This window comes from Pseudomonas sp. SbOxS1, from assembly GCF_013416725.1.
Lineage (GTDB): Bacteria > Pseudomonadota > Gammaproteobacteria > Pseudomonadales > Pseudomonadaceae > Aquipseudomonas.
This window is the reverse complement of record NZ_JAAVXC010000046.1, coordinates 1-22,281: the sequence shown is the minus strand read 5'-3', so window position 1 is coordinate 22,281 and position 22,281 is coordinate 1. Positions and strand designations below refer to the sequence as shown.

Below are 22,281 nucleotides of genomic sequence, written 5' to 3'. Positions count from 1 at the left end.
AACGTTACAGGTGTCGATGCAGGGTTCGGTGTGTCATTTGCTTTGCTCTGTACAAACTTCGCGGCCGCCATGGCTTTAGTCGGATCAATCACTTTGCGGGCGTTCGCCGGTTATCAGTCCGCGAATGGCGTTGATGGCGCGTTCGCGGGCGCTTTCCAGCAGTTGTGGAGAAAGCATTGGTGGCTGCAAGGTCCCTTGTGACAAGGGCATGACGCCCAGTGCGATATGCGCCTGCTCGAACTGTCGTTCCCGCCTTATCAGTCCGCCCGACACGAGTTTGAAATAGAATCGGCTGAAGCCTTCCTGTTGCTTGGGTGTGCCACGTGCCCCCGTTGTCCGGTCAATGACCCCCAGTCGTTGCTCCAGTGCATGGCGAAGCCGGGCTTTGCCCTTGCGTTGGATGGGCAACGGAAATACCGCCACCGGACGCCCGGTCATGCAGGCCTCTGTCAGCATTGAAAGACTGTCGCCGGTGACAATGAATCCATCCGCCAGCGCGAGAAAAGCAGGATAAGGGTTGTCTTGCGCCTCACCGAATCGATACGCCCAGCATGGAACGTCAATGGCGGACAGCAACGTATCGGTGGTCGTTGCAGATGAGCGCGGGCTGGTTGATAACAGAATCGAGCCACCCAGGGCCTTGACTGCCGCATTGGCTTCACGGCCGAGCCGAACCTCTGCGTCGGCGTCCATGCAATAAGGAGCGGCGCTTGCGCCCACGAGGACGGCGATCCAGGGGCGAGGCAGCGAAGTGAAGCGTTCTCGCCATAGCTCCAGTTGCGCCTGGTCCAGCGTGCGCGGGTTCATGTACGGGGCAGGGAGGTCCACTACGTTGTCCGCCAGGGCAAGCCCATATTGCGGCGTCGACAACACCAGGTCGAAGCGCCACAAGGGGAGCTGGGCACGTCCCACATGGACCAGTCGTGTCGTGCCCTTGGAGCGATGCTTGATCCACTGGGCAACCTGGGCGCAGCGCCGTCCCGCACTCAAGACCATGTCTGGCCAGGGCGCGGTCAGGCCCGGTACTGGCCGTCTGGGCAACCAGGTGCCCAGCAGGGCGTCGAGCATATAAGGGCGGGGGGGGATGGTGATGCGTTTGCATTCGTAAGGCCAGCCCAATGCGTCGGCCATGGCGATCAGCTGGGCATTGTCACCTGCATGATTGCTCAGCAGCACCCAGACCTTGGGGCTGTCGGCCGTCTTGCGCCGCAATGCATGGTCCGCGACAAAGCGCTGCGTGCGACCCTTCTCATCCTCGCAATCGAGTTGCCAACAACGATCCGGATAGCGCCGCGCGATGCGCCGCAGGAGTCGGCGCCAGCCGCTGACAGAGCTGATCATCGAACCATCGCCACTGAGTCTTGCCTGGATGTAAAGCAATCGGCTGGCCAGGCTGAACAGGCGATCGAGGACCCAGGGCAGGTCTTGCGGCGCCAGCTTTTCAAGACCATGGGCCGCGATGAAATCCTGAGGCGGTAAGTCGACCTGGCGAAGCTGCTCAATATCGAACGGCCTGACCGCCATGCCATCTGCCTCGGTTTGTTGCCATGGCCCGATCAGCCCGAGCTTCGCACATTGCAGCTTGCGGCTGAGCAGTTTGACATCTTCCGGGATAAGCGAAGGTTTCGAGGTGACCTCCCGACTGGCGTGGACGAATCGGGGGCTGGGCTGTACGGCCGTGTAGAGCTCATACCCGGCAGCGTCTGCCGCCTCCTCAAGGCTGAGAAAAATTTCGCCGTAGGGGTGAATCTGATAGCTGTATTGCGCGGGCAGTGGTCTCCAGGGCTGTAGATGCAGCGTCGTGTAATGCAACAACCGGGACTCGCCGTGTTTGTATTCCAGATCCCGTGCGTGCCAGATGGCATCCAGTATCCCGAAGCAGCCCGGTATCTCGGCTGCAAGCGCGTGCAGTTTCTTTTTGCTGGTCGTGGTGGCGGCTTTCATATTCCAGCAGCGGTGCATCCGCTCGCAGTCGATGAGCATGACAGCGGTCTCTCTGGGCGCGAGCGCCAGATAGCCGTGCTCGCCCATCGGTTGGTCGAACAGCGGGGCCGGGTCGGCGGTGTAGATCTGATCGACGTCGTTATAGAGCGCGCGACCGTGGCGCCCCGCCAGGTCCGGGATAGCGAAGCGGTAATTGGTGAAACCAGTACGCCAGCCCGCCTGGTCGAAGCCGGGCAGGCCCGTCATCCGGTAAATCTCATAGCGGCGGTCCGGGTTTCGCACCTGCTCCAGCGCATAGACAAACATGCGCTCGGCACGGTACTGCGCAGGTTCGGTACCCAGGAAGATGCGCACGGCGGGTGCCTGCGAGTCACCCGCTCGGGCGGCCAGGACTATCGGCTCGATGCGGGGGATCGCCACCTGGTCCCCAGTGTTCGCGTCGGCGACGGGGTCGCAGGTATCGATGCTTGAGGATGACTGTGCTGAACCCTCCAGGCGCATGGGCATGTCCTCGGAAAATTAACCACCCAAGCATAGAGTGAAATACGAGCGTCGAGGATAAAGTTTCCGAATGGTGTTTTTTTCAGTCGAGGCGATGGGCGGGTGTCGAAAGGTTTAACTGAACGAATGGATTGTTCTAGTCTACCAAGCAAGTCTTTAAATGACCGCAGGTCCTGCTAGTTCAAATCCTTAAATAGGAGCCCGGGAGAAATGGGTCTATTCGAACAACGCACCCGTACTGCAGCAATCTTGTTGAGCGCCGGACAAGGACGACGGCTTCTTCCCTATACGACGAACAGCCCCAAGTGCCTGATCGAGGTGGGTGGGCAGCGGGTCATAGAATGGCAGATTGATGCGCTGATGGCCGCCGGTATAAGCCGGATAACCGCGGTGATCGGTTATGGTGCAGAGCAGGTCGAACGGGTGTTGAACGAACGTTACGGACCAGGTGTCATTTCTACGATTTATAACCCGTTCTTTGAAGTTGCCGATAATCTGGCCAGTTGCTGGATGGCTCGCCAAATCATGCACGACGATTTCATCCTGCTAAATGGCGATACATTATTCGACCAGCCAGTCCTGGAACGACTACTTGATGCACCTGCCAGGGCAATTACACTCGCGGTCGACAGGAAACCGGCTTACGACAGCGACGATATGAAAGTCCAACTCGTCGGTGATCGAATCAGCGCCATCAGTAAACAGATCCCGCTCGATTATGTCGACGGGGAGTCTATTGGCATGATGCATTTCCAGACGGGAGGAGGGCCGCTGTTTCGAAGTGCGCTGGAAGAAAGCATGCGCCGTCCTGAAGCCCTGCAAATGTGGTACTTGAGCATCATCGATCATCTTGCAGGGACAACTGGGCAGGTTTTCGCGCAGTCAATCGAAGGGTTGGGCTGGGTTGAGTTGGACTATCCTGCCGACCTCAGGGCAGCACAAGTGCTCGTCAAGCCCTGGGTAGACCGCAAGCGTGGCACAGAAACCTGCTGTGTTGAGGACGAGAGCGGGCGCTCCTGACGTGGGAACTCCAAGCCCCTTCAACCGATTGGGCTCACACCCGCAGACAGCACACAGTCACAATGAGATTCGACCCCACGCTCAAACGCGCCGCTGGAGGCAGAATACTCCCAGCGTTCGATGGTGACTTGCCGGGTTCGTTTGTCCAGATTGATTCGATTGAACGAATTGGGGGCATTGCCGCGTAGACGTGACGAGAGCGTAGTTCCCGCCTGAACCCCCCAGATTTCCTTGGACAGTCCGGCATATTGCGTGCTGAGTGCCAGCACATAGGGAAGATGTATGTGCCCCCCCATCACCAGATCGAGCCCTGCCGAGGCCCAGCGTTCCAGTGCAGCCCTGGCGCCGATCTGCAGGTTGCGTCGGTCGCTGGCGACGATTGAACCGAACGGTTGATGCGCGACGACGATGCGCAGCTTTTGCGGGTCGCATTTCTGTAGCCGCTCAGCCACTTCCTCGACTTGCCGGGCGGTGACCTTGCCTGCTTTGCGGCGTTTAGGGTGTGTGGTGTTCAAGCAGATGATCAGGGCATCGTCATTCTCGAAGATGGGCGCGAGATTGCTGTCGATGTACCGGTGATAATTCCCATAGGGTGAAAAAATGCGCGCGAACAGGTTGTACATGGGAATATCGTGGTTGCCGGGTATCGTCAGGACTTGCGGTACTCCGTAGTCCTTGATGCGCTTGATGAATGCCTGCGCCGAGGCGAATTGCTCACGCCTGGCGCGCTGCGTGATGTCCCCTGAGAAAAGGACCAGATCGGCACCGTGAGCCTTGACGTGCGTTTCGAAGGCTTGCATGACGGGGGGCTGTTCCGTGCCGAAATGCGTATCGGAAATATGCAGGAGACGGGTCATCGTGGCTGGTAATCCTCTATACCCGACAGGGCTCGGCTGCGCAGGATGATTTTTTCCAGACGCTTGATGATCCACAACCCGAGCGCCACGCTGGGCCGTTGCTTGCGCTTTGGAAATCGGGCGCTGGGGCGATCTTCACCTCTGTTCATGGGTTGCCTCTGTGGTTCGCGTTGGCAAGGAGCGACTTCATCAGCGTAACCGGCGGTTTTTCAGCAGTCGCCAGAGCAATGGCCAGCCGAAGATCAGGGGAAAACGGCGCAATCTGTGGGTCACGACGATGGACTCACCCAAGTGGCGCTCCAGCTTCCAGATCAGGTAGTCGACACCGTTTTCGAAGGTGAAGAAGGATTTGACCAGCCGTGCTACGTTCAAGGTTCTCCCCTGAATCCGCCTTAATCGCCACACTCGCTCATTATCTCGGCGCGTTGCGGCTGGGCTAAGGTTGCGATAACTATCCTCTTCGCCCGCACAGGTTGCCAAGTGCTTCACAGCAGGCGCGGCGGCTCGGGTAATGCGCGAATAATAGGTCCTGTCATGCCGGACGAGCTGCCCGGGGCGATCGGCTGATTCGGGGCGCAGCTCGGCGCCGTATGTCAGTGACAGTGCCCTGACCCATAGTGTGTAGCTGTCGAATCGATCCGGTAGAGTGGCGACGCAGTGGCTCATCAGCGTCATGACGGCTTGAGCCAATGCGAGATGGATACGCCTGCGCGTATCCTCGTCCTTGAAATAAACGAGTCGGCAGGGCTGGGCGAAACGGGCCCAGAGGTAGCTTTGAAACCACGAACGGGTACCCACCTCGAAGTCCTGCAGCGACAGGAGGGCGCATTTGGCAAGGAGTATTCGTCCATCGGTCGCAGGCGTCCTGACGAGGATCACGGTGGGGGGGAGCCATGCATTGGCGAGTTGCTGCACGCGCTTTGGATGAGCGTGAGCGTAGCTGTCGACCAGCGCATAAAAGTCGACAATGCCATCGGTGAGGTCGCCGTTGCGCAGGCATGAACCGTAGACCAGCAGCGCCACCAATGCGTCACCCAGGCGTATGTGCAACGCCTGGACAATCCTGTCCAGCTCGCCGGGCATCGGCTGCGTGCATTGCTCCCTGACCCGTTCGAGCAGGTCCGCTGGGGGCGGCGCAGAATCAGAGGCTCGCATGGGATCTCAATTGTCCTAAAAGGTCATGAAGCGGATCGGGGCCGTGGCGGCGAGCGTGATCGTGCCCTGTGCTGCAAAAATTTCCCCGTCCAGCACGTACTCGTCGGCACCACCGAGATCCATCCGGGTGAAATTGTGGCTGAAGTAACCATCCTGCTCTTTGATCATCGAGCAGGCCCGCCCCCGGAGCAGGAACGGCAGGATGAGGGCCAGTCGCCTGGGTCGATGCGCAATGGCGGTTAAATGAATGGGCTGTTGTTCGGTGCCCCAATAAGGCCTGCTCCCGGCCAGGAGCCTGTTCAGGGTCGTGGCAAACACCAACAGCCAGTCGCCTTCCCAGACGCCGCGATGGGTGCCCAGGCGAGCAGGTAATGCCGGGAACAGATCGTGTGGCAAGTTTTTCAGCGCTGAGAGCAGCATTCGGCCGAAGGCCAGCGACGGTCCCAGAGCCCCGGGTACGCGCTTGGGCCGAAGCTCCCGATGGTAGTAGCGCACGCCGTTAACCACAGCACCAATGGCGAAGAACATTCCGAATCGCGGCCCTTGGTACGGCGGCCCATCCACCCGAAGCGCCGCGCGCGATACGATTTTTGGCGCGGCGCAATTCCCGGCGAGCCAGGCGGATAAACTCGTCAGGGCCTTTTCGGCGCTCAGGCGCGCGCCCAGATCGATCGCACTCATGTTCGTGGTGCCGCCCGGAATAACCAGAACGGTGGGTAGGCCTGCGGGCTCGCGACTCAGCAGAATGGAGAGGGCGGCTTGCAGGGTTCCGTCGCCGCCCAGAATCACCAACAGGTCACTTTCCCTCAGCTGGAAGTGGCACACGGCGTCGGCGATCTCCTGGGCCGTGGTCGCTTCGAGCACCATCGCACCGGGTACGTTGCGAGCGAGCAGGCGGAACCTGGGCAAGGCGCGTCGCAGGGTGCCGCTGCAAGGATTGAGCACAATCGCGACTTTCCCGGGCCGCGCGCAGGCTTCATGCATCATTGAGGCCCGAGCGGGGCGCGAACATCCGCACGATCAAGCGGTCGCGTTCGGCGGCCATGTCGATGCGGCTAAGCCAGGGCTGGGGTGGCTGCCCCCGCTGCTTCAAGACAATGGCGGACACCGAGCGAACCCCCAGGATCAGTGTCGAGAGGCAGGTCCAGACGGCTACCCAAATCAACGCCGTGTCATGGGCATCCATCGCCCACAAGCAGGTCAATATGAGCAAATTGGGGTTACGCCGCGCGGTGACCAGCCTGTTGAGCGAGTCGAACGGGCGCCAGAGAAACAGCGAGAAAGGCGCGGCGAACTTGAACGCAGCTTCGCACAGTCGACCTGCGACGTAGCCCAGGCAAATGGCCCAGAGCACTGGGTCGAGGGGTATATCCGAGTCCCAGGTCGCCTCATAGCCCAATCCCCATGCGATATACCAGAGGGGCGGGTGAATCAGGTCCAGGCCATGGTCGAAGATGTTTCCAAAGCGCGTGGAGGTCACCGTGACGCGTGCAAGCTTGCCATCCACCGTATCCAGAAACGTCATCAACCAGCCGGCCAGCAGGCCCGCGCCAAATAGCCCATGCCAGAACAGAAAGCCTGCCGCGATGGCCAGGACATAACTTGCCGCAGTCACCTGATTGGGACTGAGACCCAGCCGCACGCACCAGACGGTGGCCCAGCGAGCCGGGACAGGCCAGATCGCCCGGGTGATGAAGTCGGTGACGCCTTTGTAGGAACCGTTGAACAGCGACTTCTCAAGATGCGCCTGATTGGTGGCGGTGATTTGCGCGACCCACGGCGGATCGAATTTGCGCAGTTGTGTCTGCATCGCGGTGGCCACGGTACCGGGAACCACTTTGCGCAATCCGGCGACGGCATCAGTGTCCAGGCTGGGCGAGTGTGCGAGCCGTTCGACATCGGTGTGGGCCGCGACGATGGTGCCGGTTCGCGGGTCCTGTAGCGCGATTTCAGGCGTTGCCAGCAGCCCCTGGAGCACGCGGTCATCGTAAAGGTAATCCTCGCGCAGCAGGACGACCTCGCCCTGGGCGGGCAACGGATCGTCCGGGTTGCAGAGATAGGCGTTGGGAAACTTTGCGAGCATACGGCCCACTCGCTCCCTGGAAGTCAGGCCCCACAGCCGCACCGGGCAACTACAGATCAGGTAAACGGGAGTCTTCATGGTTGCGCCTGCGCCAAATCACGTTGATTGAAGGAGCGGGCGCCAACGCCCTGTCCATTGAACAGCATGATGTTTCAACGGCTGCCCCGGTCGAGGTATCCCACCATCAGGATCGCCACTGCGAGCAAGGCCAGTGCCGGCCCCAAAGTGGTGACCAGAATGTTCATTTTTAGCAGTAGACCGAGGTTTACGATGATCTGATTACTGACATAGACCATTAATCCGACCAGCGCACCCAAGGCCAGCCGTGCACCCAGGTTGGGCGAGCGCGGTTGTGCAAAGGCAAACGGGATGGCGAACAGGATCATCGCCAGGGTCAGGATCGGTCGCCCGAGCTTTTGCCACATCGCCATTTCGTATTGTGCCGAGGGCTGGCCGGAGCCCTTGAGGTAGGCGATGTAACGATAGAGCTGGCGAGCCGACAGGCTTTCGGTCGGCAGCGTGATGTCGCCCAGTCGGGCTCCGCCAAAAATCGAGAGCCAGGGCATATGATCGAGTTGTTGCGTCGTTGCAGTGCCCTGGTCCCACTGTTTCACCTGGACATTGTTCAAGCGCCACTGGCCGGCCTCCAGTATGTCCGCCGACTCTGCAAAGATGTAGGAAACCAGTGAGCGGTCATTGTCGAACCTGAAAATCTCGATATTGACCGGCAACCGTTTGTGCGCAAGATTGCCAATACGGACGATCTGATCGTCCTGTCGAGCCCATACACTTCCTTGATCGTTGCTGGCTTGCGCACCGGCGGCGATGGCTTCGTTGCGCAGTTCCAGGCCATTTTGCTGCAGGGGCGAAGCCACCCATTCATCCAGTGCCGCCCATGCCAGCGCCAGCAAAAGACCGGCCACCGTCGCCGTGAGCCCGATCCGGGCAATCGACAGCCCGGTGGCGCGCATGACCGTCAGTTCCCGGGTGGCTGCCAATTGACCCAGCGCGGCAATGCCGCCAAGCAGGGCGATAAAGGGGCCAAGCTCGACCACACGGCGTGGCAGCGTCAGGAACACGACTTCGATGGCCTGGCTCAACCGGTACCCGCCAGGCGCCACGTCGTCAAGTTCACCCACCAGGTCGAGCGTACTGAACAACGGTAGCAGCAGCGCTGCCGCCGCCGCGAAACCGAAGAACACATGGCGGGTAATGTAGCGATCGAGGATTTTCATCGGTAGCCGAACCGAAAATTTGCCAGGTCGCGCGCCAGGAAAACCAGCAGGGCCAGGCTCATCAGCAACGGTACGGTCCACAAACCCGGATACAAGGGCAGGGTGCTGTTGCCCACCATCGTCTTGCAGATGTCCGCTGCGTAGTAGATCAAGGCGAAGACCGCGGTCACGGGCAGCAGGGTCGCGAATCGTCCCTGCCTGGGCCGGGTGCGGCTCAACGGAATGGCGAGCAACGCAAGTACCGTAGCGCTTACCCCCCGCGTCTGGCGCCATTGCAATTCGGCCTTGTCCGAAGGCGCGCTGGAAGCCTCCAACACTTCGTTGGGAGTGGCCTTGCGCTTACCTTCGGCGGCCCGTTCGATGGGTAGCAAGTGCAGCCGCATGTGCTCGAACGTTTCCGAAATGTCCCGCGAAGCATTGTGTTTGAGCAGATAGGAATGGCCTTGCGTCAGCTCCACGATCGGATCGTCGGGATTCGGATCGAGGATCCGCGCTTGCCCGGAGCGAAATATACGGCTTTTCGAGTCACCCGGATCATAGATCAGTACATCGTGGAGCCGGCCATCAGTGCGGTCGATGCGTTCCGCCAGAATCATCCTGCCGTTTTCGTTGTTCAGGTTGAACCGTTGCGCCTGCAGATGATTGACGTCCAGGTCTGTTCGCGATTGCTGTTCCAGTACATAGGCTTGCGTATAAGCCCAGGGGCGCCCGTAGAGCGAAAGCATTGCCACCGCCAGCGAGATCGGAATGGCCAGCAGCAGGACAGCCCGGTAGATCCGTAGCGGGCTTGCCCCCGAGGCGGCTATCGCAATGATTTCGGAGTCATGGCACAGGCGTCCCACCGCAAGCGTCACCGAGGCATACAAAGCCACCGGCACCAGCATTTCCAGGGCAATCAGTACCTTGTAGAACACCATCTGCAGCACTGCCTGCAATGCGAGCGTGCCCTCGACGGCGTCAGCGAGGTACCGTTCTGCCGAATAACTGGCAAAGATGAACACCAGGATGCTGACCATCACGATCACTGGCCGGCGGATCTCGGCGATCACGTAGCGTTCGATCAGGAACATGCCCTGGATCCTGACCTTGCGCCGTGCCCGGACCGCGCTCGCGCGATCGGGCATTCTTGCCGCCCAGATCCATCAGCTATCGTTCGGTATCGATTGATTTCTCTGGGCATGAAGCCTCTCCACCATTTGATAATCGAGCGGCGAATCGACATCGATAGCGGCCTCCGCGAAGGGCATGATCACCGCCCCGAGGCTCACTCCGAACCTGTCGGAAAGCTGTTGCAGCGCTTGTTCCAGGGTTAACCGACCCAACAGATAGCGCAGTATTCCCGCAAAGCCCAGCGCGCCGGCGACGACTCGCCTGGGATGCTTGCGATCGTTTTCGACCCGTTGCCAGAAGCTGGCGAGGCGTCGAGCATCGTCTGTCATGAAGGCGAACAGGTTGCTGCCGCAATACGGGCCGCCGCGCAGCCGGATGCCGGTGCGGCGGGTGCCTGGAAAACGAGCCAGCACCGTGTCCAGTGGTGTCACCGCCACCACGAAGTCATGGCCGCTTGCAGTCGCTTGTTGAAGAAAATAGTCGACCATCTCCCGGCAGAGCAGCGCGTGGTCCGCTGTAGTCACCAACACGGGGCTGTCTGCCGGTTGACGCGCCAGCGCCAGCGCCGCGCTGGTACTGGGGGAGCTGGCGGGTTCCAGCCAACTGACGGTGGCGGTGTCCAGCAGTTGCGTCATCGAGGCATCTTGCGCCAGTAAATGTCGCGCCGGACCCACGAGTACGATTCGGTCGATCCGCTCACTGGCCTGCAACGCCTCGACTACGTGGCGAACCATGGGTACCCCAGCCACCGGCGCCAGTGCCTTGCAGCAAGTCCCGGCCATGGCGGCAACGGGATCGGCCGGCCCCCTGTCGGCAGCCAGGACCAAAGCAGTGAACCGTCGAACCTCAAATTCGCTTTTCATAGATCCGGTAGCGCTTGTAGGAAGTGGCGCCGATTTGATCGAGAATCTTGCGCATGACCGCATTCGATTCCAGGATCCACGACATTTCCAGGGCTTCTATGCCGCGTTTGACGAAGGGTGGCTTGAGCGCTTCGATCAGTAACAAGGCGAGTGCAGGGCCCAATCGGCTGAACTGGTACGTTTGCTTGACGCCCATCAGGGGCACGCGTGCGGTCCGCGGGCCCTTGACATAGAGCCGCCACAGCAGCCGCAGCCAGCCAAAGGGCAGCAAGCGCCCGTTGAGCGAGGCGATCGCCTCGTTGATGTTCGGCATGGCCACGATAAACGCGCAGGGTTCGCCGTCGACTTCGGCGATGTATAGCAGGTCTTTGGGAACCAGCAGCCGCAATTGGCTGCCAAGCTCGTAGAATTCGGATTCGGTGAAGGGTACGTAACCCCAGTTGTGGCTCCAGGCGTCGTTGAAAATTTCTCGCAGAATGCGCATGTCTCGCCGGAACTGACGGGGGGCCAGGGGCCTGATCACCACGCGCTTGCGCTCGCGCGCCATCATCGCCGACAAGGCCGGCGGGAAATGCAGTTGGTCGGTGCGCATCCAATAGGCGAGCAAATCCTTGGCTTGCCGGTAGCCCAGGGCGGTGAGCCTTTGGTCATAAAAACGCTGTCCGTGCCCCATCATGGCGGACGGGGGATGATCGAATCCCTCCACCAGCAGCCCGCTTTCCTGGTTGATGGTCAGGTTGAAGGGGCCTGTGATGCGTGCAGCGCCACGTTCACGCAGCCAGGCCTCTGCCGCCGCGAACAGGCTGTCGAAAACAGCGGGGTCGTCCACGGCTTCCAGCATCCCGAAGTGCCCCGAATCGTCGCCGTGCAATTGCCGGTGAAGGGTGTCGACCTGTGCGGTGATACGCCCCACGACTTCAGTTCCCGACCAGGCCAGCCACGCCTGCCATGTCAGGTGAGGGGATGCCGGATTCTTTGCAGAAAGGAGTTCATGGCGCTCGTAATGGATAGGTTCGATCCAGCAAGGATCGTTGCGATACAGGGTCCCCGGGAAACTGATGAATGTCTCGAGATCCAGGCGTGAGAGGACAGGGCGCGTAATGATTGGCAACTTCTTATTGATCATCGTTGGCCACAAAAGTCCGTAGCAGTTGAACTCGCATCTCTTTCTTAGTGCCTGGGAGAGCGTAGCTGAAGTATCGGCGCAGGGCGCGCGTGCAGCAAATATAGGTGCCAGTGCTTCAGTAAGCGCTTAGTAATCAACGCACTTTGCGACAAACGTCGTGTTTGAGAACGAGGTGCTATTGCTACAGTCGAAACTCGCCGGTCGTCGCTCACCCGGGAAAAAATTTGCGCTCACCCAGATGCCGATTAGTATTGCGTTAGGCTTTGTAATTAATTGAAAAGGCTGAGCCGGATATCCTGGGGCCAAGACTCCATGGAAACGGTTTTGAGGGCAGTAGAACGGCACGTGTTTTACTGGCGCAGGTGATCAATCCGCTATTTGACTTGTCCTTACTTGGCTAAATGGATGGGTGTTTTGTTATGTCTGCGACCCTTTCAAACCAGGCACTCACCCAACGTCTAGCGGACTTTTCCACGCTGGTGGAAGCACTCGATTATGCCGCTTCAGGTCATACCGGCTTGAACTTCTACGACAGGCATTGCCACTTGGATGCAGCGCTCGAATACGCGACGCTCAGAAGTAATGCGGTTGCGATTGCGCAGCGGCTACTTGGGCTCAAGTTGAAGAAAGGCGACCGGGTCGCGCTGATCGCCGATACGCACCCCAGCTTTATCGAGTCCTTTTTCGCTTGCCAATACGCCGGCCTGATCGCCGTTCCGCTTCTGGTTCCTTCCAGCCTTGGAAGTCATCGTTCTTACGTGGACAAGTTGAAAGGGCTGTTCGCCAACTGCGCGCCGGCGGCCGTTTTAGGGTTGGAGGAATGGCTGCCCTATATCCGCGAAGCGCTGGGGGACAACCACCAGGTGTTCGTCGGGTCTGTTGAGAAATTGGGCGAATTGCCTGCGGTGCAGGCGCTTCCCAGCGTCTTGCCGGAGGACATCGCCTACTTGCAATACACGTCCGGCAGTACCCGCTTTCCTCGTGGCGTGATCATTACCCAGCGTGCGGTGATGGCCAACATCAGGGGCATCGTCGTGGACGGTGTCGGTGTACGCGCAGGGGACCGATGCGCCTCCTGGTTGCCCTTTTATCATGACATGGGGCTGGTGGGTTTTGTCCTGGCGCCGATGGCCGCGCAACTGACTGTCGACTACTTGCACACCCGGGATTTCGCCACCCGGCCCGGGCAATGGCTCAAGCTTATCAGCCAGAATCGGGTAACGGTCTCGGTATCCCCGCCGTTTGGCTATGACCTGTGTACCCGGCGAGTCCGGGAGCCGGACAAAACTGCGCTGGATCTCTCCTGCTGGCGTGTCGCGGGGATCGGCGCGGAACCGATTCGGGCATCGGTGCTAAGCCGTTTCGCCGATTGCTTTCTAGATACCGGATTCGATCCGGCCGCCTTCACGCCTTGCTACGGCCTGGCGGAAAGCACACTCGCCGTCAGCTTTGCCCGCCGCGGGGTAGGGGTGCAGGTGGATCATGTGGTTCGCCAGGTATTGGAGCATCAGTTCAGGGCGCAGGTGTGCACGGCCGATGATTCGGCAAGCTGCACCTTTACCAACTGTGGCGCGCCTTTACCCGGCCATTGTGTGGAAATCCGCAATGCTGCGGGGCTGGTGCTGGCGGAGCGGGAAGTGGGGCATATATTCGTTCAGGGTCCCAGCGTAATGTCAGGCTATTTCAATGACCCGCCAAGCACGCAGATGGCCTTGAAAGCCGACTGGCTGGACACCGGCGACCTGGGGTACCTGTCCCGAGGCGAACTCCATATCACCGGACGGCGCAAGGATTTGCTGATTGTCCGCGGTAGAAACATCTGGCCGCAGGATATCGAATACCTGGTGGAGTCCGAAGCCGAACTGAGGCCGGGCGATGCCATCGTATTTGTCGTGCCCGGCGATGATGAGCCCCAAGTGGTGGTCCAGGTTCAATGCCGCATCCGTGAACCGGAAAATCGCGAACGCCTGGTCCGGACCCTGGTTGCGAAGATCATCAGTGAGTTCGGTCTTGTGACCGACGTGCACCTTGTACCGCCTCACTCGCTGCCTCGAACCTCCTCGGGCAAACCTTCCCGTGCCGAAGCCCTGGAACGATTCATGGCCCAGGCGAACACCGACCTTCCTTATCCAGCGCTGGAGGAGACGTGAGTGCCCGCGTTGTTTCGCTCACCGGCGCGACGGGCTTCATCGGCAGTGTCCTACGCGAACGACTCGTCACCCGTGGTGTGGAGGTCCGTGCCTTGGCTCGTAACAGGGGCGGAACGGCAGCGGATGGAACAACGTGGATCAGGGGAACACTGGAAGACCGGCAGGCCCTCGCCGAACTCACCAGGGGTGCGGATGCCGTCATTCATTGCGCAGGCAAGGTCCGGGGCCGGGATGCCCGAGACTTCGACGCGGTCAATGTGCTGGGCAGCAAGCGCTTGATGGAGGCGACGCGGCTGGGTGGCAGTTGCGAGCGTTTCCTGCTGATCTCGTCCCTTGCCGCCAGGCATCCGACATTGTCCTGGTACGCCGCTTCCAAATTCGAAGGTGAACGGCAGGTCAGGGCCGCTGCCGGGGCGATCCCCGTGTGTATTTTCAGGCCGACCGCCGTGTATGGACCGGGCGATCGCGAGTTGCGTCCGGTGTTCGAGTGGCTTCTACGCGGCTGGCTGGTGACCCTCGGTCGCGGCGATTCACAGTTCAGCTTTCTCCACGTGGACGATTTGGTCAGTGCCGTCATGCAGTGGCTGGATGCACCTGTCGTGCAATCGCAGACCTTTGAGTTATGTGACGGCCAGGCGCAGGGGTACGACTGGGCAAGCCTGGCCAGCATCGCCACCGACATCCGCAATGCGCCGGTACGGCAAGCGGTAGTGCCTGCCTGGCTATTGAAAGCAATCGCACGGGCTAACCTGGTGCTGTCTCGTTTCACCCGGCAGGCGCCCATGTTGACCCCCGGTAAAGTCAATGAACTGATGCACCCTGACTGGACTTGCAGCAATGCCCGCATTAGCGCGACATTGGGCTGGGAGCCCCGGATCCTGTTACCGCAAGCGTTGCGCAATCACCTGTTCTGAACGCGCCAAGAGCCACTGAACCCAAGGAGACCCTCGATGATCACACAAGAAACGATACTCGAAAGGGTGATGATGCTCATCGTGCGGTTCGCACCTCCCGGAACGCCAATCAACCCCAATACCGACCTGGCCCAGGACCTGGGAATGGAATCGATCAAGGTGATGGACATGCTGATGGAACTGGAAGACGAGTTCGACATCTCGATCCATCTCAATATCCTGATGGATGTGCGCACACCTGCGCAGTTGGCTCACGCCATTCTCAATTTGATGGAGCACGCCAATGGGACTATTTGACAAGTTCGGCAAGCTGGCCGCCGAGCGCGCCAGTCTCTGTGACTCACAGATCCATCCTTTTGGAATTCGCATCGATGAGATGTATTCCCCGACCGAGGGCTGTATCCAGGGGCAAAGGGTCATTCTGGCCGGCACCAATAATTATCTCGGGCTGACGTTCGACCCCGATAGCATCAAGGCGGCGCAGCGCTCACTGGAGCTTGAAGGCACCGGCACCACCGGCTCTCGCATGGCCAACGGCAGTTACGCCGGGCACAGCGCGCTGGAGGAAGAGCTGGTTGATTTCCTGGGGCGGCGTTCCGTCATTGTGTTCTCGACCGGGTATGTCGCCAACCTGGGCGTCATCGGAACGCTGGCGGGGGCGCGCGAGGTGGTTCTGCTTGACGCCGACTGCCACGCGAGCATCTACGACGCCTGCAAGCTGGGAGGTGCGGAGATCATCCGTTTTCGCCATAACGATGTCGCTGACCTGGAACGGCGCATGGTCCGCCTCGGCGACCGCGCGCGGGAAGCGATCATCCTGGTGGAAGGGATCTACAGCATGCTGGGTGACCAGGCTCCGCTCAGGGAAATAGTCGAGGTCAAGCGTCGCCTCGGCGGTTACCTGCTGGTTGACGAGGCGCATTCCTTTGGTGTCCTGGGCGCCAACGGGCGAGGGCTGGCCGAGGAGTTGGGCGTGGACTCCGAGGTGGACATCCTGTTGGGCACGTTCAGCAAGAGCCTGGGCGCCGTCGGCGGATTCGCCGCCTGTCACGACGGGCAAATGGACCTGCTTCGCTACGCCAGCAGACCCTATATTTTTACTGCGTCACCCGCGCCCTCGGCGATTGCCTCGGTAAGGTCGGCGCTCGCGGCCATCAAGGAACGCCCGGAGCTGCGGCGTCAACTGTGGTCGAACGCCCGGCGGCTTTATCAAGGTTTGGCAGAGTCAGGCTACCAGTTGGGGCCGCAGGCAAGCCCCGTGATTGCCGTCATGCTGAAGTCGCCTCACGAGGGCCTGGCCGTCTGGCGGGGGCTGATAGAGAAGGGCGTCTATGTCAATCTGGTCCTTCCGCCCGCGACACCCGGCGCCGTCACCCTGGTGCGTTGCAGCGTCAGTGCGGCCCATACAACTGAACAAATCGACCAGATCATCGAGGCCTTCGCTTCATTGCGTGGCCCGATCGGCCTGGTCACAGCGGGCGCTTGATGAGTGTCGCGAGCTGTCGGTGAGCTAATCTTTACCTACGTCATAGTGAACGACAGTCATGCGGATTATTTTTGCCTTTGGCCGCTCCTATCCGGCCCGCACCGTGCTGATGCTCCTGAGTCTGCTGTTGGCAGGGGTGGTTGAAAGCGTCAGCCTGAGCGCAATGCTGCCCCTGATATCGGCCGTGCTTGAGGACCAGCCCCATTCAAAGCTGGCGATCCAGGTCTTCGCGATCATGGACTCGATAGGCCTGGAACCCACGATCGCGAACATGCTGGTGATCATCGTCGTGGGCATGACGCTGAGTAACCTGCTGATATTGCTGGGCAATCGACAGGTCGGCTACACCGTGGCGCATGTGGCAACCGACCTGCGTATTGACCTGATCAAGGCGTCGTTGGGCAGCCGCTGGGAATATTATCTACGCCAACCCGCCGGAGCGCTGGCCAACGCCGTGGCAACCGAAGCCTACCGCGCTTCCACTGCCTATGAGCACGCGGCCAATATGCTGGCGCTGGGTATCCAGGCCGCGGCCTACGCGATCATTGCGCTTTTTGTCTCCTGGCAGGCGGCGATCCTGTCATTGCTGATCGGCTTTGTTCTACTGGTGGCCGTGCGGGGACTGGTAAAGACATCGCGGCGCGTGGGCAAAAGCCAGACCCGGCTGATGCGCGAGCTGTTGGTTTACCTGACGGACACGCTTGCTTCGGTGAAACCGCTCAAAGCCATGGCCCGGGATGACATCGCCGACTCTTTGCTGCGCGGTCACGCCGGTGAGCTCAACACGGCATTGGAACGCGAAGTGATGAGCCGCGAAACACTGAGGGCCTTGCAGGAACCCATGCTTGCGATCCTTGCCGCGGCGGGTCTCTACGCGGGGCTGGTCATCGGCGGTATGCCGCTGTCTTCGGTGATGGTGCTGATCTTCGTCGTGGTGCGCATGCTGGGGCTGTTGCACAAGGCGCAGCAGCGCTATCACCGGATGGCCGCGCAAGAGAGCGCCTACTGGGCCATCAACGAGTCGATCGACAACGCTATCGCCGATGCCGAACCTGTCGGAGGGACTTGCACGCCTTCCCTGAAGCGGCAAATCGTTTTCGACAATGTCAGCTTTGGCTACGGGGGGCGGCAGGTTCTTGACAGCGTGTCGCTGAACTTTCCGGTCGGTTCATTCACCACCATGATCGGTCCTTCCGGTGCAGGCAAGACCACCGTGCTCGACCTGATTTGTACGCTGCTCGCGCCACAATCCGGACGCATCAGGGTAGACGACTGTGACTTGCATGACCTGGACAGGAGGGCCTGGCGCCGAATGATCGGCTATGTCACACAGGAAACCTTGCTGCTGCACGATAGCATCCTGGCCAACGTCACGTTGGGCGACAAGGCCTTGAATGCCGCCGACGCCGAACGCGCGCTCCGCCAGGCCGGTGCATGGCAGTTTGTGCAGGAGTGTCCTGGCGGGCTGCAATCGATCGTAGGCGAGCGCGGTGCCAAACTCTCAGGCGGTCAAAGGCAGCGTATCGTCATCGCGCGTGCCCTGGCCCATCGCCCCAGGCTGCTGATCCTGGACGAAGCCACCAGTGCACTCGACCCGGAATCGGAGGCCGAGATATGCCAGGTGCTGAAGAACCTGACCCCTGGCATCACTGTCATCGCGGTATCCCATCGCCCTGCCATGATCCGCATTGCCGATCAGATTCTCGAGGTGCGAGAGGGCAAGGTGTTGGCCATACACAATGCCGTCGATCCGGACGGCACGCGGACTGATGAGGCGAAAGCCTGAAGCCTGGGCATGTACGCCAGAAACCTGGTTTGAACAAAAGAGCAGGGGGGGGCGTCACCCCCATCCACTTGAGGGGGAGAGTGGACAGGCAGTAATGGGTAGGCTGTTGGCAGGACACATTCGAGGGACATTGAATGACAGCGCCAACGGGTTTACCCGCAGGAAAAAGACGCAAGAACACCCAGCAAGTCTGGACTCGGGTCATCGGCATGCCGCACGTGCGTCGAGCGGATCGCCCCGATCGCGATGCCCGGGCTTTTCTGCGCATGCTCAACATGGCGACGCGCCTGCGCCCGGTCGAGCACTATTCGCTGCGCGCATTGCGTGAAGTCTGGCGCCTGACCTCTTTGGCCCTGGGGCAACAGCCCCCGGTAGCCACGGTGATCGAGACGCTCATCGACGGCCCGGGCGGGCCCATCGAGCTGCGTATTTTCAAGCCGCATCAAACCGATCAACTGCTGCCGGCGTTCCTTTGGTGCCACGGCGGCGGGTTTGTGGTCGGTGGGCTGGATACCTGCGAATCGATTTGCCGCAGTACCACCCGCAACGCCAACTGCATCAGCATCGCCGTGCGCTATCGACTGGCGCCAGAGCATGATTTGGCAGCGGGGCGCGAGGATTGTCTTGCCGCGCTGCGATGGGTGGCCGAGAACGGCGCGACGCTGGGTATCGATACCTCGCGACTGGCCATCGGCGGCGATTCGGCAGGTGGCAATATCTGCGCGGCCGTGGCCCAGCAATCGTTGCGTAGCGGGGGACCGGCGCTCTGCCTGCAGGTGCTGGCTTATCCGGCGACCGACCTGGTGCAGGAGTTTCCTTCATTCGCAGAGAATGCCGAAGGCTTCATGATCACGGACAGGCTGCTGGCGCAGATCAACCAGACCGTTGCCGGCTCGTTGCATTCGCTCAATCCCGAAGAGCCTTGGCTGTCCCCGCGTCGCAACCAGGATATGCGCGGCCTGCCACCGGCGCTGGTCATCAGTGCGGGATTCGACCCGATCCGCGATGACGGGTTGGACTATACCGCGCGCTTGCGCGCAGCCGGGGTGCCGGTGGAGCTTTTGCATTACGCGGGCCAGTTCCATGGCTTCCTGAACTTCGACGCGGTCATCGGTGCCGGCGCTGACGCCTTGCGGCGTATCGGCGAGTCACTGGCGGGTGCCTTTCGCACCGAGCCCGCGCCGGATCGCACGGTGGAAATTGCCGACAGGGTATCCGCGCCGCCATCACACCTGTGCGCGACGATGGGAGAACTGTCGACGTCGGGCCTGATGGTTTCGGTCGCAACCGAACGCTGGACCGGCACGCTCCTGCGCCAGGTTTCCCCGGCTTGCGCCAGCACCCTGCGGGTGGCGCTGCGGCCCTGGAGCGCGCCCTTGTCCCTGATGCGTCGCCGGCTGAGCGCACGGCTCGATCGGCGGATCGCGCACCAGACCTATCCACACGCGTAAAGCTGAGCTGGAGTATTGCCATGGGCATTCTTGATCCATTTCATATCTGGCGTGAAGCAATCGGCCTGATCGAGGGCGAAATCAACTCGCTGGCTGCGCGCAAGCTCGAGTCGGCCGAGGTCGCCCAGGCCGTCAACCAGTTTTCCAAGGTATCGCTGGGTGTCCAGCATGTGTTCGACCGCTCGTTCGCCAGTGCCTTGCGCCGCCTGGAACTGCCCAGCCGGTCTGAAGTCGATGCGCTGGCAACCGCTGTGCAGCGCATCGAAGACAAGCTCGATCGACTGCTGCCAGCGCCCGTCAATGACGCGCTTGTTCCTCGGCCCTCACGCGCCCGTCAGCCGTCACCGCCGGCTGCGCCGAAAACCGTGAAGCGGACCCTTAAACCGGCAACCAGGCGCGGGCCCAAAGAGGATTGAATGATGGCTGCAACGCAACCGCATCAAGGTCACGTCCGCGCTCTTGCGGGCCGGCTCTGCACCGAGGTCGACCGGATGGTCCAGCGTCGGCTCAAGGGGCTCGAGTTCCTCGGGTCACCCGGCCCCGCAATGGGCAAGACGCCCAGGACGTTATTGCACCGGCGGGGCACGCTGGGCCTGTATCGGTATCACCCGACCTGCCAGGACGTGTATCGGGTGCCATTGCTGTTGGTGATGGCCCCCACCAACAAGGCCTACATCTTCGACCTTGCCGAGCGCCAGAGCCTGATCGAGTTTCTCCTTGATCGCGGTTACGACGTCTATGTGATGGACTGGAATGCACCGACCCAGGCCGAGCGCACCCTGCGGGTTGAAGATTACGTGCTGGATTTCATTCCCGACTGCATGGCCCGGGTACAGGCAGACGCCGGGGTCGATCAGGTGACATTGGCCGGTTACTGCATGGGCGGCGTGCTGTCGACCCTGTATGCGGCCCTGCATGTCGACGGCCCGCTGAAGAACCTGCTGTGCTTCACGACGCCGGTGGACTGGTCGCAGATGAGCTGGTCGCGAGGCATCGCCAATCAACGTTTTTTCGAGATCGACAAGCTGGTCGATACCGTGGGGATCATCCCCGGCGAGATGATCATGGCGGCGATCGACCTGCAGCGCCCCGCCAGCCGCATCGCCGGGCAACTGCGGCTGTGGGACAACATGTGGAACGACGCCTACGTCAGGCACCACCGGATGATGGTGGGCTGGGGCAACGACCACCTGCCGCTGGCCGGCGAATACTACCGCCAGGTCATCAAGGAATTGATGTGGAACAACAGCCTGCATGAGGGCAGCCTGCACATTGCCGGGCGCAAGATCGATCTGGCAAACATCAAGGTGCCCTTGTTGCACGTGATCGCCGAGCACGACTCGCTGGTACCTCCAGCCTGTGCCCGACCGTTGGTGGCGATGGTCGGATCATCGGACAAGCAGGAACTGGTGTTACCGGGCGGCCATGTCAGCCTGGTGGCCGGCCCCGCAGCGAAAAAACGCATGTGGCCGGCACTTGATAAATGGCTGGGCCAGCGCTCCCTGTAAGGCTTTCAACCCTCCCGACAACGAACAAACTCAACAGAGGAGAACTGCGATGAACCTTGGTGCGATGCTCAGCGGACAACGGATTTTGATCACCGGCGCGTCTTCGGGGCTGGGCAATCACTTCGCCCGATTGGCGGCCAGTTGCGGTGCCCAAGTGGTGATCGGCGCGCGGCGGACCTCACGGCTGGAGGCCCTTGCCGTCGAGCTTTCGGCGCTCGGCGCCGAGCAGGTGACGGTCGTCGAACTGGACGTTGCGTCCCAATCCTCGGTGGAGCAGGCCGTCGCTACGATTAACGCAACGGGCAAGCCCCTGGATGTGGTGGTCAACAATGCGGGCGTCGGCCATGAAGGGGCTGCGATGACCCAGCCGATCGAGGAGTTCGACGACATCATCGCCACCAATCTTCGCGGCGTCTGGCTGGTATCCACGCAAGTGGCGCGGCTATGGAAAGCCCAGGGGCAGGGCGGGATCATCGTCAATATCGCCTCGATCCAAGGGGAGCGGGTGATGCCGGGTGTCGCGGCCTATTCGGCTTCCAAGGCGGCGGTCGTGCACCTGACCAAGAGCCTGGCGCTCGAGTGGGCCCGTGATGGTATTCGGGTCAATGCGATCGCACCCGGCTATATTTCTACCGAGATGACGCAAGCCGCTTGGGATACGCCACAGGGGGAGGCTCTCATCAAGCGCATTCCCCTGCGCCGGCTTGGGACTGCGCAGGAGCTGGATGGCGCGTTATTGCTGCTGTCGACGCAGGCCTCGTCCTGGATGACGGGGTCTGTGATTACGGTGGATGGCGGGCATCTTGTTTCGGGACTCTAGCGTTTGGATTGGGTGGCCGCCCAGGGTATCGTCCTGAAGGCGGGCGCAAATCCTGTAGGAGCCCGGCTTGCCGGCGAAGGCGTCCTGACAGCCGACCAATCTCCTGCAGATGCACTTGATTTACTGTAGGAGCGAGGCTTGCCCGCGAAGGCGGTCTGACAGACGATGATTGTCTTTCTGGCGTACATATCCATTCCTGCGGTAACGGCCACCTAGGGTTTCGCTCTTACAGCGAGTCACTTGGAAAAGCCCCAAGTAACCAAGGGCTCTTG

20 protein-coding genes are annotated in these 22,281 nt (G+C 60.8%); 10 read left to right on the top strand and 10 right to left on the bottom strand.

What is annotated here, in order from left to right:
• Positions 1-84: 84 nt before the first annotated feature.
• Positions 85-2,445 carry an ELM1/GtrOC1 family putative glycosyltransferase gene (locus HFK74_RS29385; RefSeq protein ID WP_180206583.1) on the bottom strand — a complete coding sequence of 787 codons (2,361 nt, stop codon included), beginning with the start codon at positions 2,443-2,445 and terminating at the stop codon, positions 85-87.
• Positions 2,446-2,655: 210 nt separating this feature from the next.
• On the opposite strand from HFK74_RS29385, the gene HFK74_RS29380 reads away from it, so the two are divergent.
• The gene (locus HFK74_RS29380) at positions 2,656-3,465 is read left to right on the top strand and encodes an NTP transferase domain-containing protein (RefSeq protein WP_180206582.1); all 810 of its coding nucleotides are present in this window, start codon (positions 2,656-2,658) and stop codon (positions 3,463-3,465) included.
• A gap of 20 nt (positions 3,466-3,485) precedes the next feature.
• Here the strand turns inward: HFK74_RS29380 and HFK74_RS29375 are convergent, their stop codons facing one another.
• The 9 genes from HFK74_RS29375 to HFK74_RS29335 form a co-directional block, all read right to left on the bottom strand.
• A complete protein-coding gene (locus HFK74_RS29375; protein WP_180206581.1) occupies positions 3,486-4,322 on the bottom strand; it encodes a metallophosphoesterase in 837 nt (278 codons plus the stop codon).
• Entirely contained in the window at positions 4,319-4,471 is a 153-nt protein-coding gene (locus tag HFK74_RS29370) for a hypothetical protein (protein ID WP_180206580.1), read from the bottom strand. The genes HFK74_RS29375 and HFK74_RS29370 overlap by 4 nt, the downstream gene beginning before the upstream one ends.
• 40 nt (positions 4,472-4,511) lie before the next feature.
• Complete coding sequence (locus tag HFK74_RS29365) at positions 4,512-5,477, bottom strand: hypothetical protein (protein WP_180206579.1); 966 nt, start codon at positions 5,475-5,477, stop codon at positions 4,512-4,514.
• A 15-nt stretch (positions 5,478-5,492) separates the two neighbouring features.
• Positions 5,493-6,464, bottom strand: a complete 972-nt coding sequence (locus tag HFK74_RS29360) for a diacylglycerol kinase family protein (RefSeq protein ID WP_257230461.1) — start codon at positions 6,462-6,464, stop codon at positions 5,493-5,495.
• On the bottom strand, positions 6,454-7,638 hold the full coding sequence (locus HFK74_RS29355; RefSeq protein ID WP_180206578.1) for a CDP-alcohol phosphatidyltransferase family protein: 1,185 nt from the start codon (positions 7,636-7,638) through the stop codon (positions 6,454-6,456). The genes HFK74_RS29360 and HFK74_RS29355 overlap by 11 nt, the downstream gene beginning before the upstream one ends.
• A gap of 74 nt (positions 7,639-7,712) precedes the next feature.
• On the bottom strand, positions 7,713-8,795 hold the full coding sequence (lptG, locus tag HFK74_RS29350) for an LPS export ABC transporter permease LptG (RefSeq protein ID WP_180206577.1): 1,083 nt from the start codon (positions 8,793-8,795) through the stop codon (positions 7,713-7,715).
• Entirely contained in the window at positions 8,792-9,865 is a 1,074-nt protein-coding gene (lptF, locus tag HFK74_RS29345) for an LPS export ABC transporter permease LptF (protein WP_180206576.1), read from the bottom strand. Before lptF ends, lptG begins: the two co-directional genes overlap by 4 nt.
• A gap of 72 nt (positions 9,866-9,937) precedes the next feature.
• The gene (locus HFK74_RS29340; protein ID WP_180206575.1) at positions 9,938-10,768 is read right to left on the bottom strand and encodes a nucleotidyltransferase family protein; all 831 of its coding nucleotides are present in this window, start codon (positions 10,766-10,768) and stop codon (positions 9,938-9,940) included.
• Complete coding sequence (locus tag HFK74_RS29335; RefSeq protein ID WP_180206574.1) at positions 10,752-11,894, bottom strand: N-acetyltransferase; 1,143 nt, start codon at positions 11,892-11,894, stop codon at positions 10,752-10,754. Before HFK74_RS29335 ends, HFK74_RS29340 begins: the two co-directional genes overlap by 17 nt.
• Before the next feature lie 419 nt (positions 11,895-12,313).
• Here HFK74_RS29335 and HFK74_RS29330 point away from each other — a divergent pair, with 419 nt between their 5' ends.
• The 9 genes from HFK74_RS29330 to HFK74_RS29290 all read left to right on the top strand — a co-directional run bounded on the left by HFK74_RS29330 (position 12,314) and on the right by HFK74_RS29290 (position 22,009).
• Complete coding sequence (locus HFK74_RS29330) at positions 12,314-14,044, top strand: fatty acyl-AMP ligase (RefSeq protein WP_180206573.1); 1,731 nt, start codon at positions 12,314-12,316, stop codon at positions 14,042-14,044.
• Positions 14,041-14,958 carry an NAD(P)-dependent oxidoreductase gene (locus tag HFK74_RS29325; RefSeq protein WP_180206572.1) on the top strand — a complete coding sequence of 306 codons (918 nt, stop codon included), beginning with the start codon at positions 14,041-14,043 and terminating at the stop codon, positions 14,956-14,958. The genes HFK74_RS29330 and HFK74_RS29325 overlap by 4 nt, the downstream gene beginning before the upstream one ends.
• Positions 14,959-14,994: 36 nt before the next feature.
• Complete coding sequence (locus HFK74_RS29320; protein WP_180206571.1) at positions 14,995-15,255, top strand: acyl carrier protein; 261 nt, start codon at positions 14,995-14,997, stop codon at positions 15,253-15,255.
• Positions 15,242-16,444, top strand: coding sequence for an aminotransferase class I/II-fold pyridoxal phosphate-dependent enzyme (locus HFK74_RS29315; protein ID WP_180206570.1), 1,203 nt, complete (start codon positions 15,242-15,244; stop codon positions 16,442-16,444). The genes HFK74_RS29320 and HFK74_RS29315 overlap by 14 nt, the downstream gene beginning before the upstream one ends.
• A 58-nt stretch (positions 16,445-16,502) precedes the next feature.
• Positions 16,503-18,230 (top strand): ABC transporter ATP-binding protein, encoded by a 1,728-nt coding sequence (locus HFK74_RS29310; protein WP_180206569.1) that lies wholly within the window; start codon positions 16,503-16,505, stop codon positions 18,228-18,230.
• Between the two features lie 134 nt (positions 18,231-18,364).
• Positions 18,365-19,681 carry an alpha/beta hydrolase gene (locus HFK74_RS29305; RefSeq protein ID WP_180206568.1) on the top strand — a complete coding sequence of 439 codons (1,317 nt, stop codon included), beginning with the start codon at positions 18,365-18,367 and terminating at the stop codon, positions 19,679-19,681.
• Between the two features lie 20 nt (positions 19,682-19,701).
• Positions 19,702-20,097, top strand: a complete 396-nt coding sequence (locus HFK74_RS29300; protein ID WP_180206567.1) for a phasin family protein — start codon at positions 19,702-19,704, stop codon at positions 20,095-20,097.
• The gene (locus tag HFK74_RS29295; RefSeq protein ID WP_257230460.1) at positions 20,098-21,189 is read left to right on the top strand and encodes an alpha/beta fold hydrolase; all 1,092 of its coding nucleotides are present in this window, start codon (positions 20,098-20,100) and stop codon (positions 21,187-21,189) included.
• 49 nt (positions 21,190-21,238) lie between these two features.
• Positions 21,239-22,009 (top strand): SDR family NAD(P)-dependent oxidoreductase, encoded by a 771-nt coding sequence (locus HFK74_RS29290; RefSeq protein ID WP_180206566.1) that lies wholly within the window; start codon positions 21,239-21,241, stop codon positions 22,007-22,009.
• The last annotated feature ends 272 nt before the right edge of the window (positions 22,010-22,281 follow it).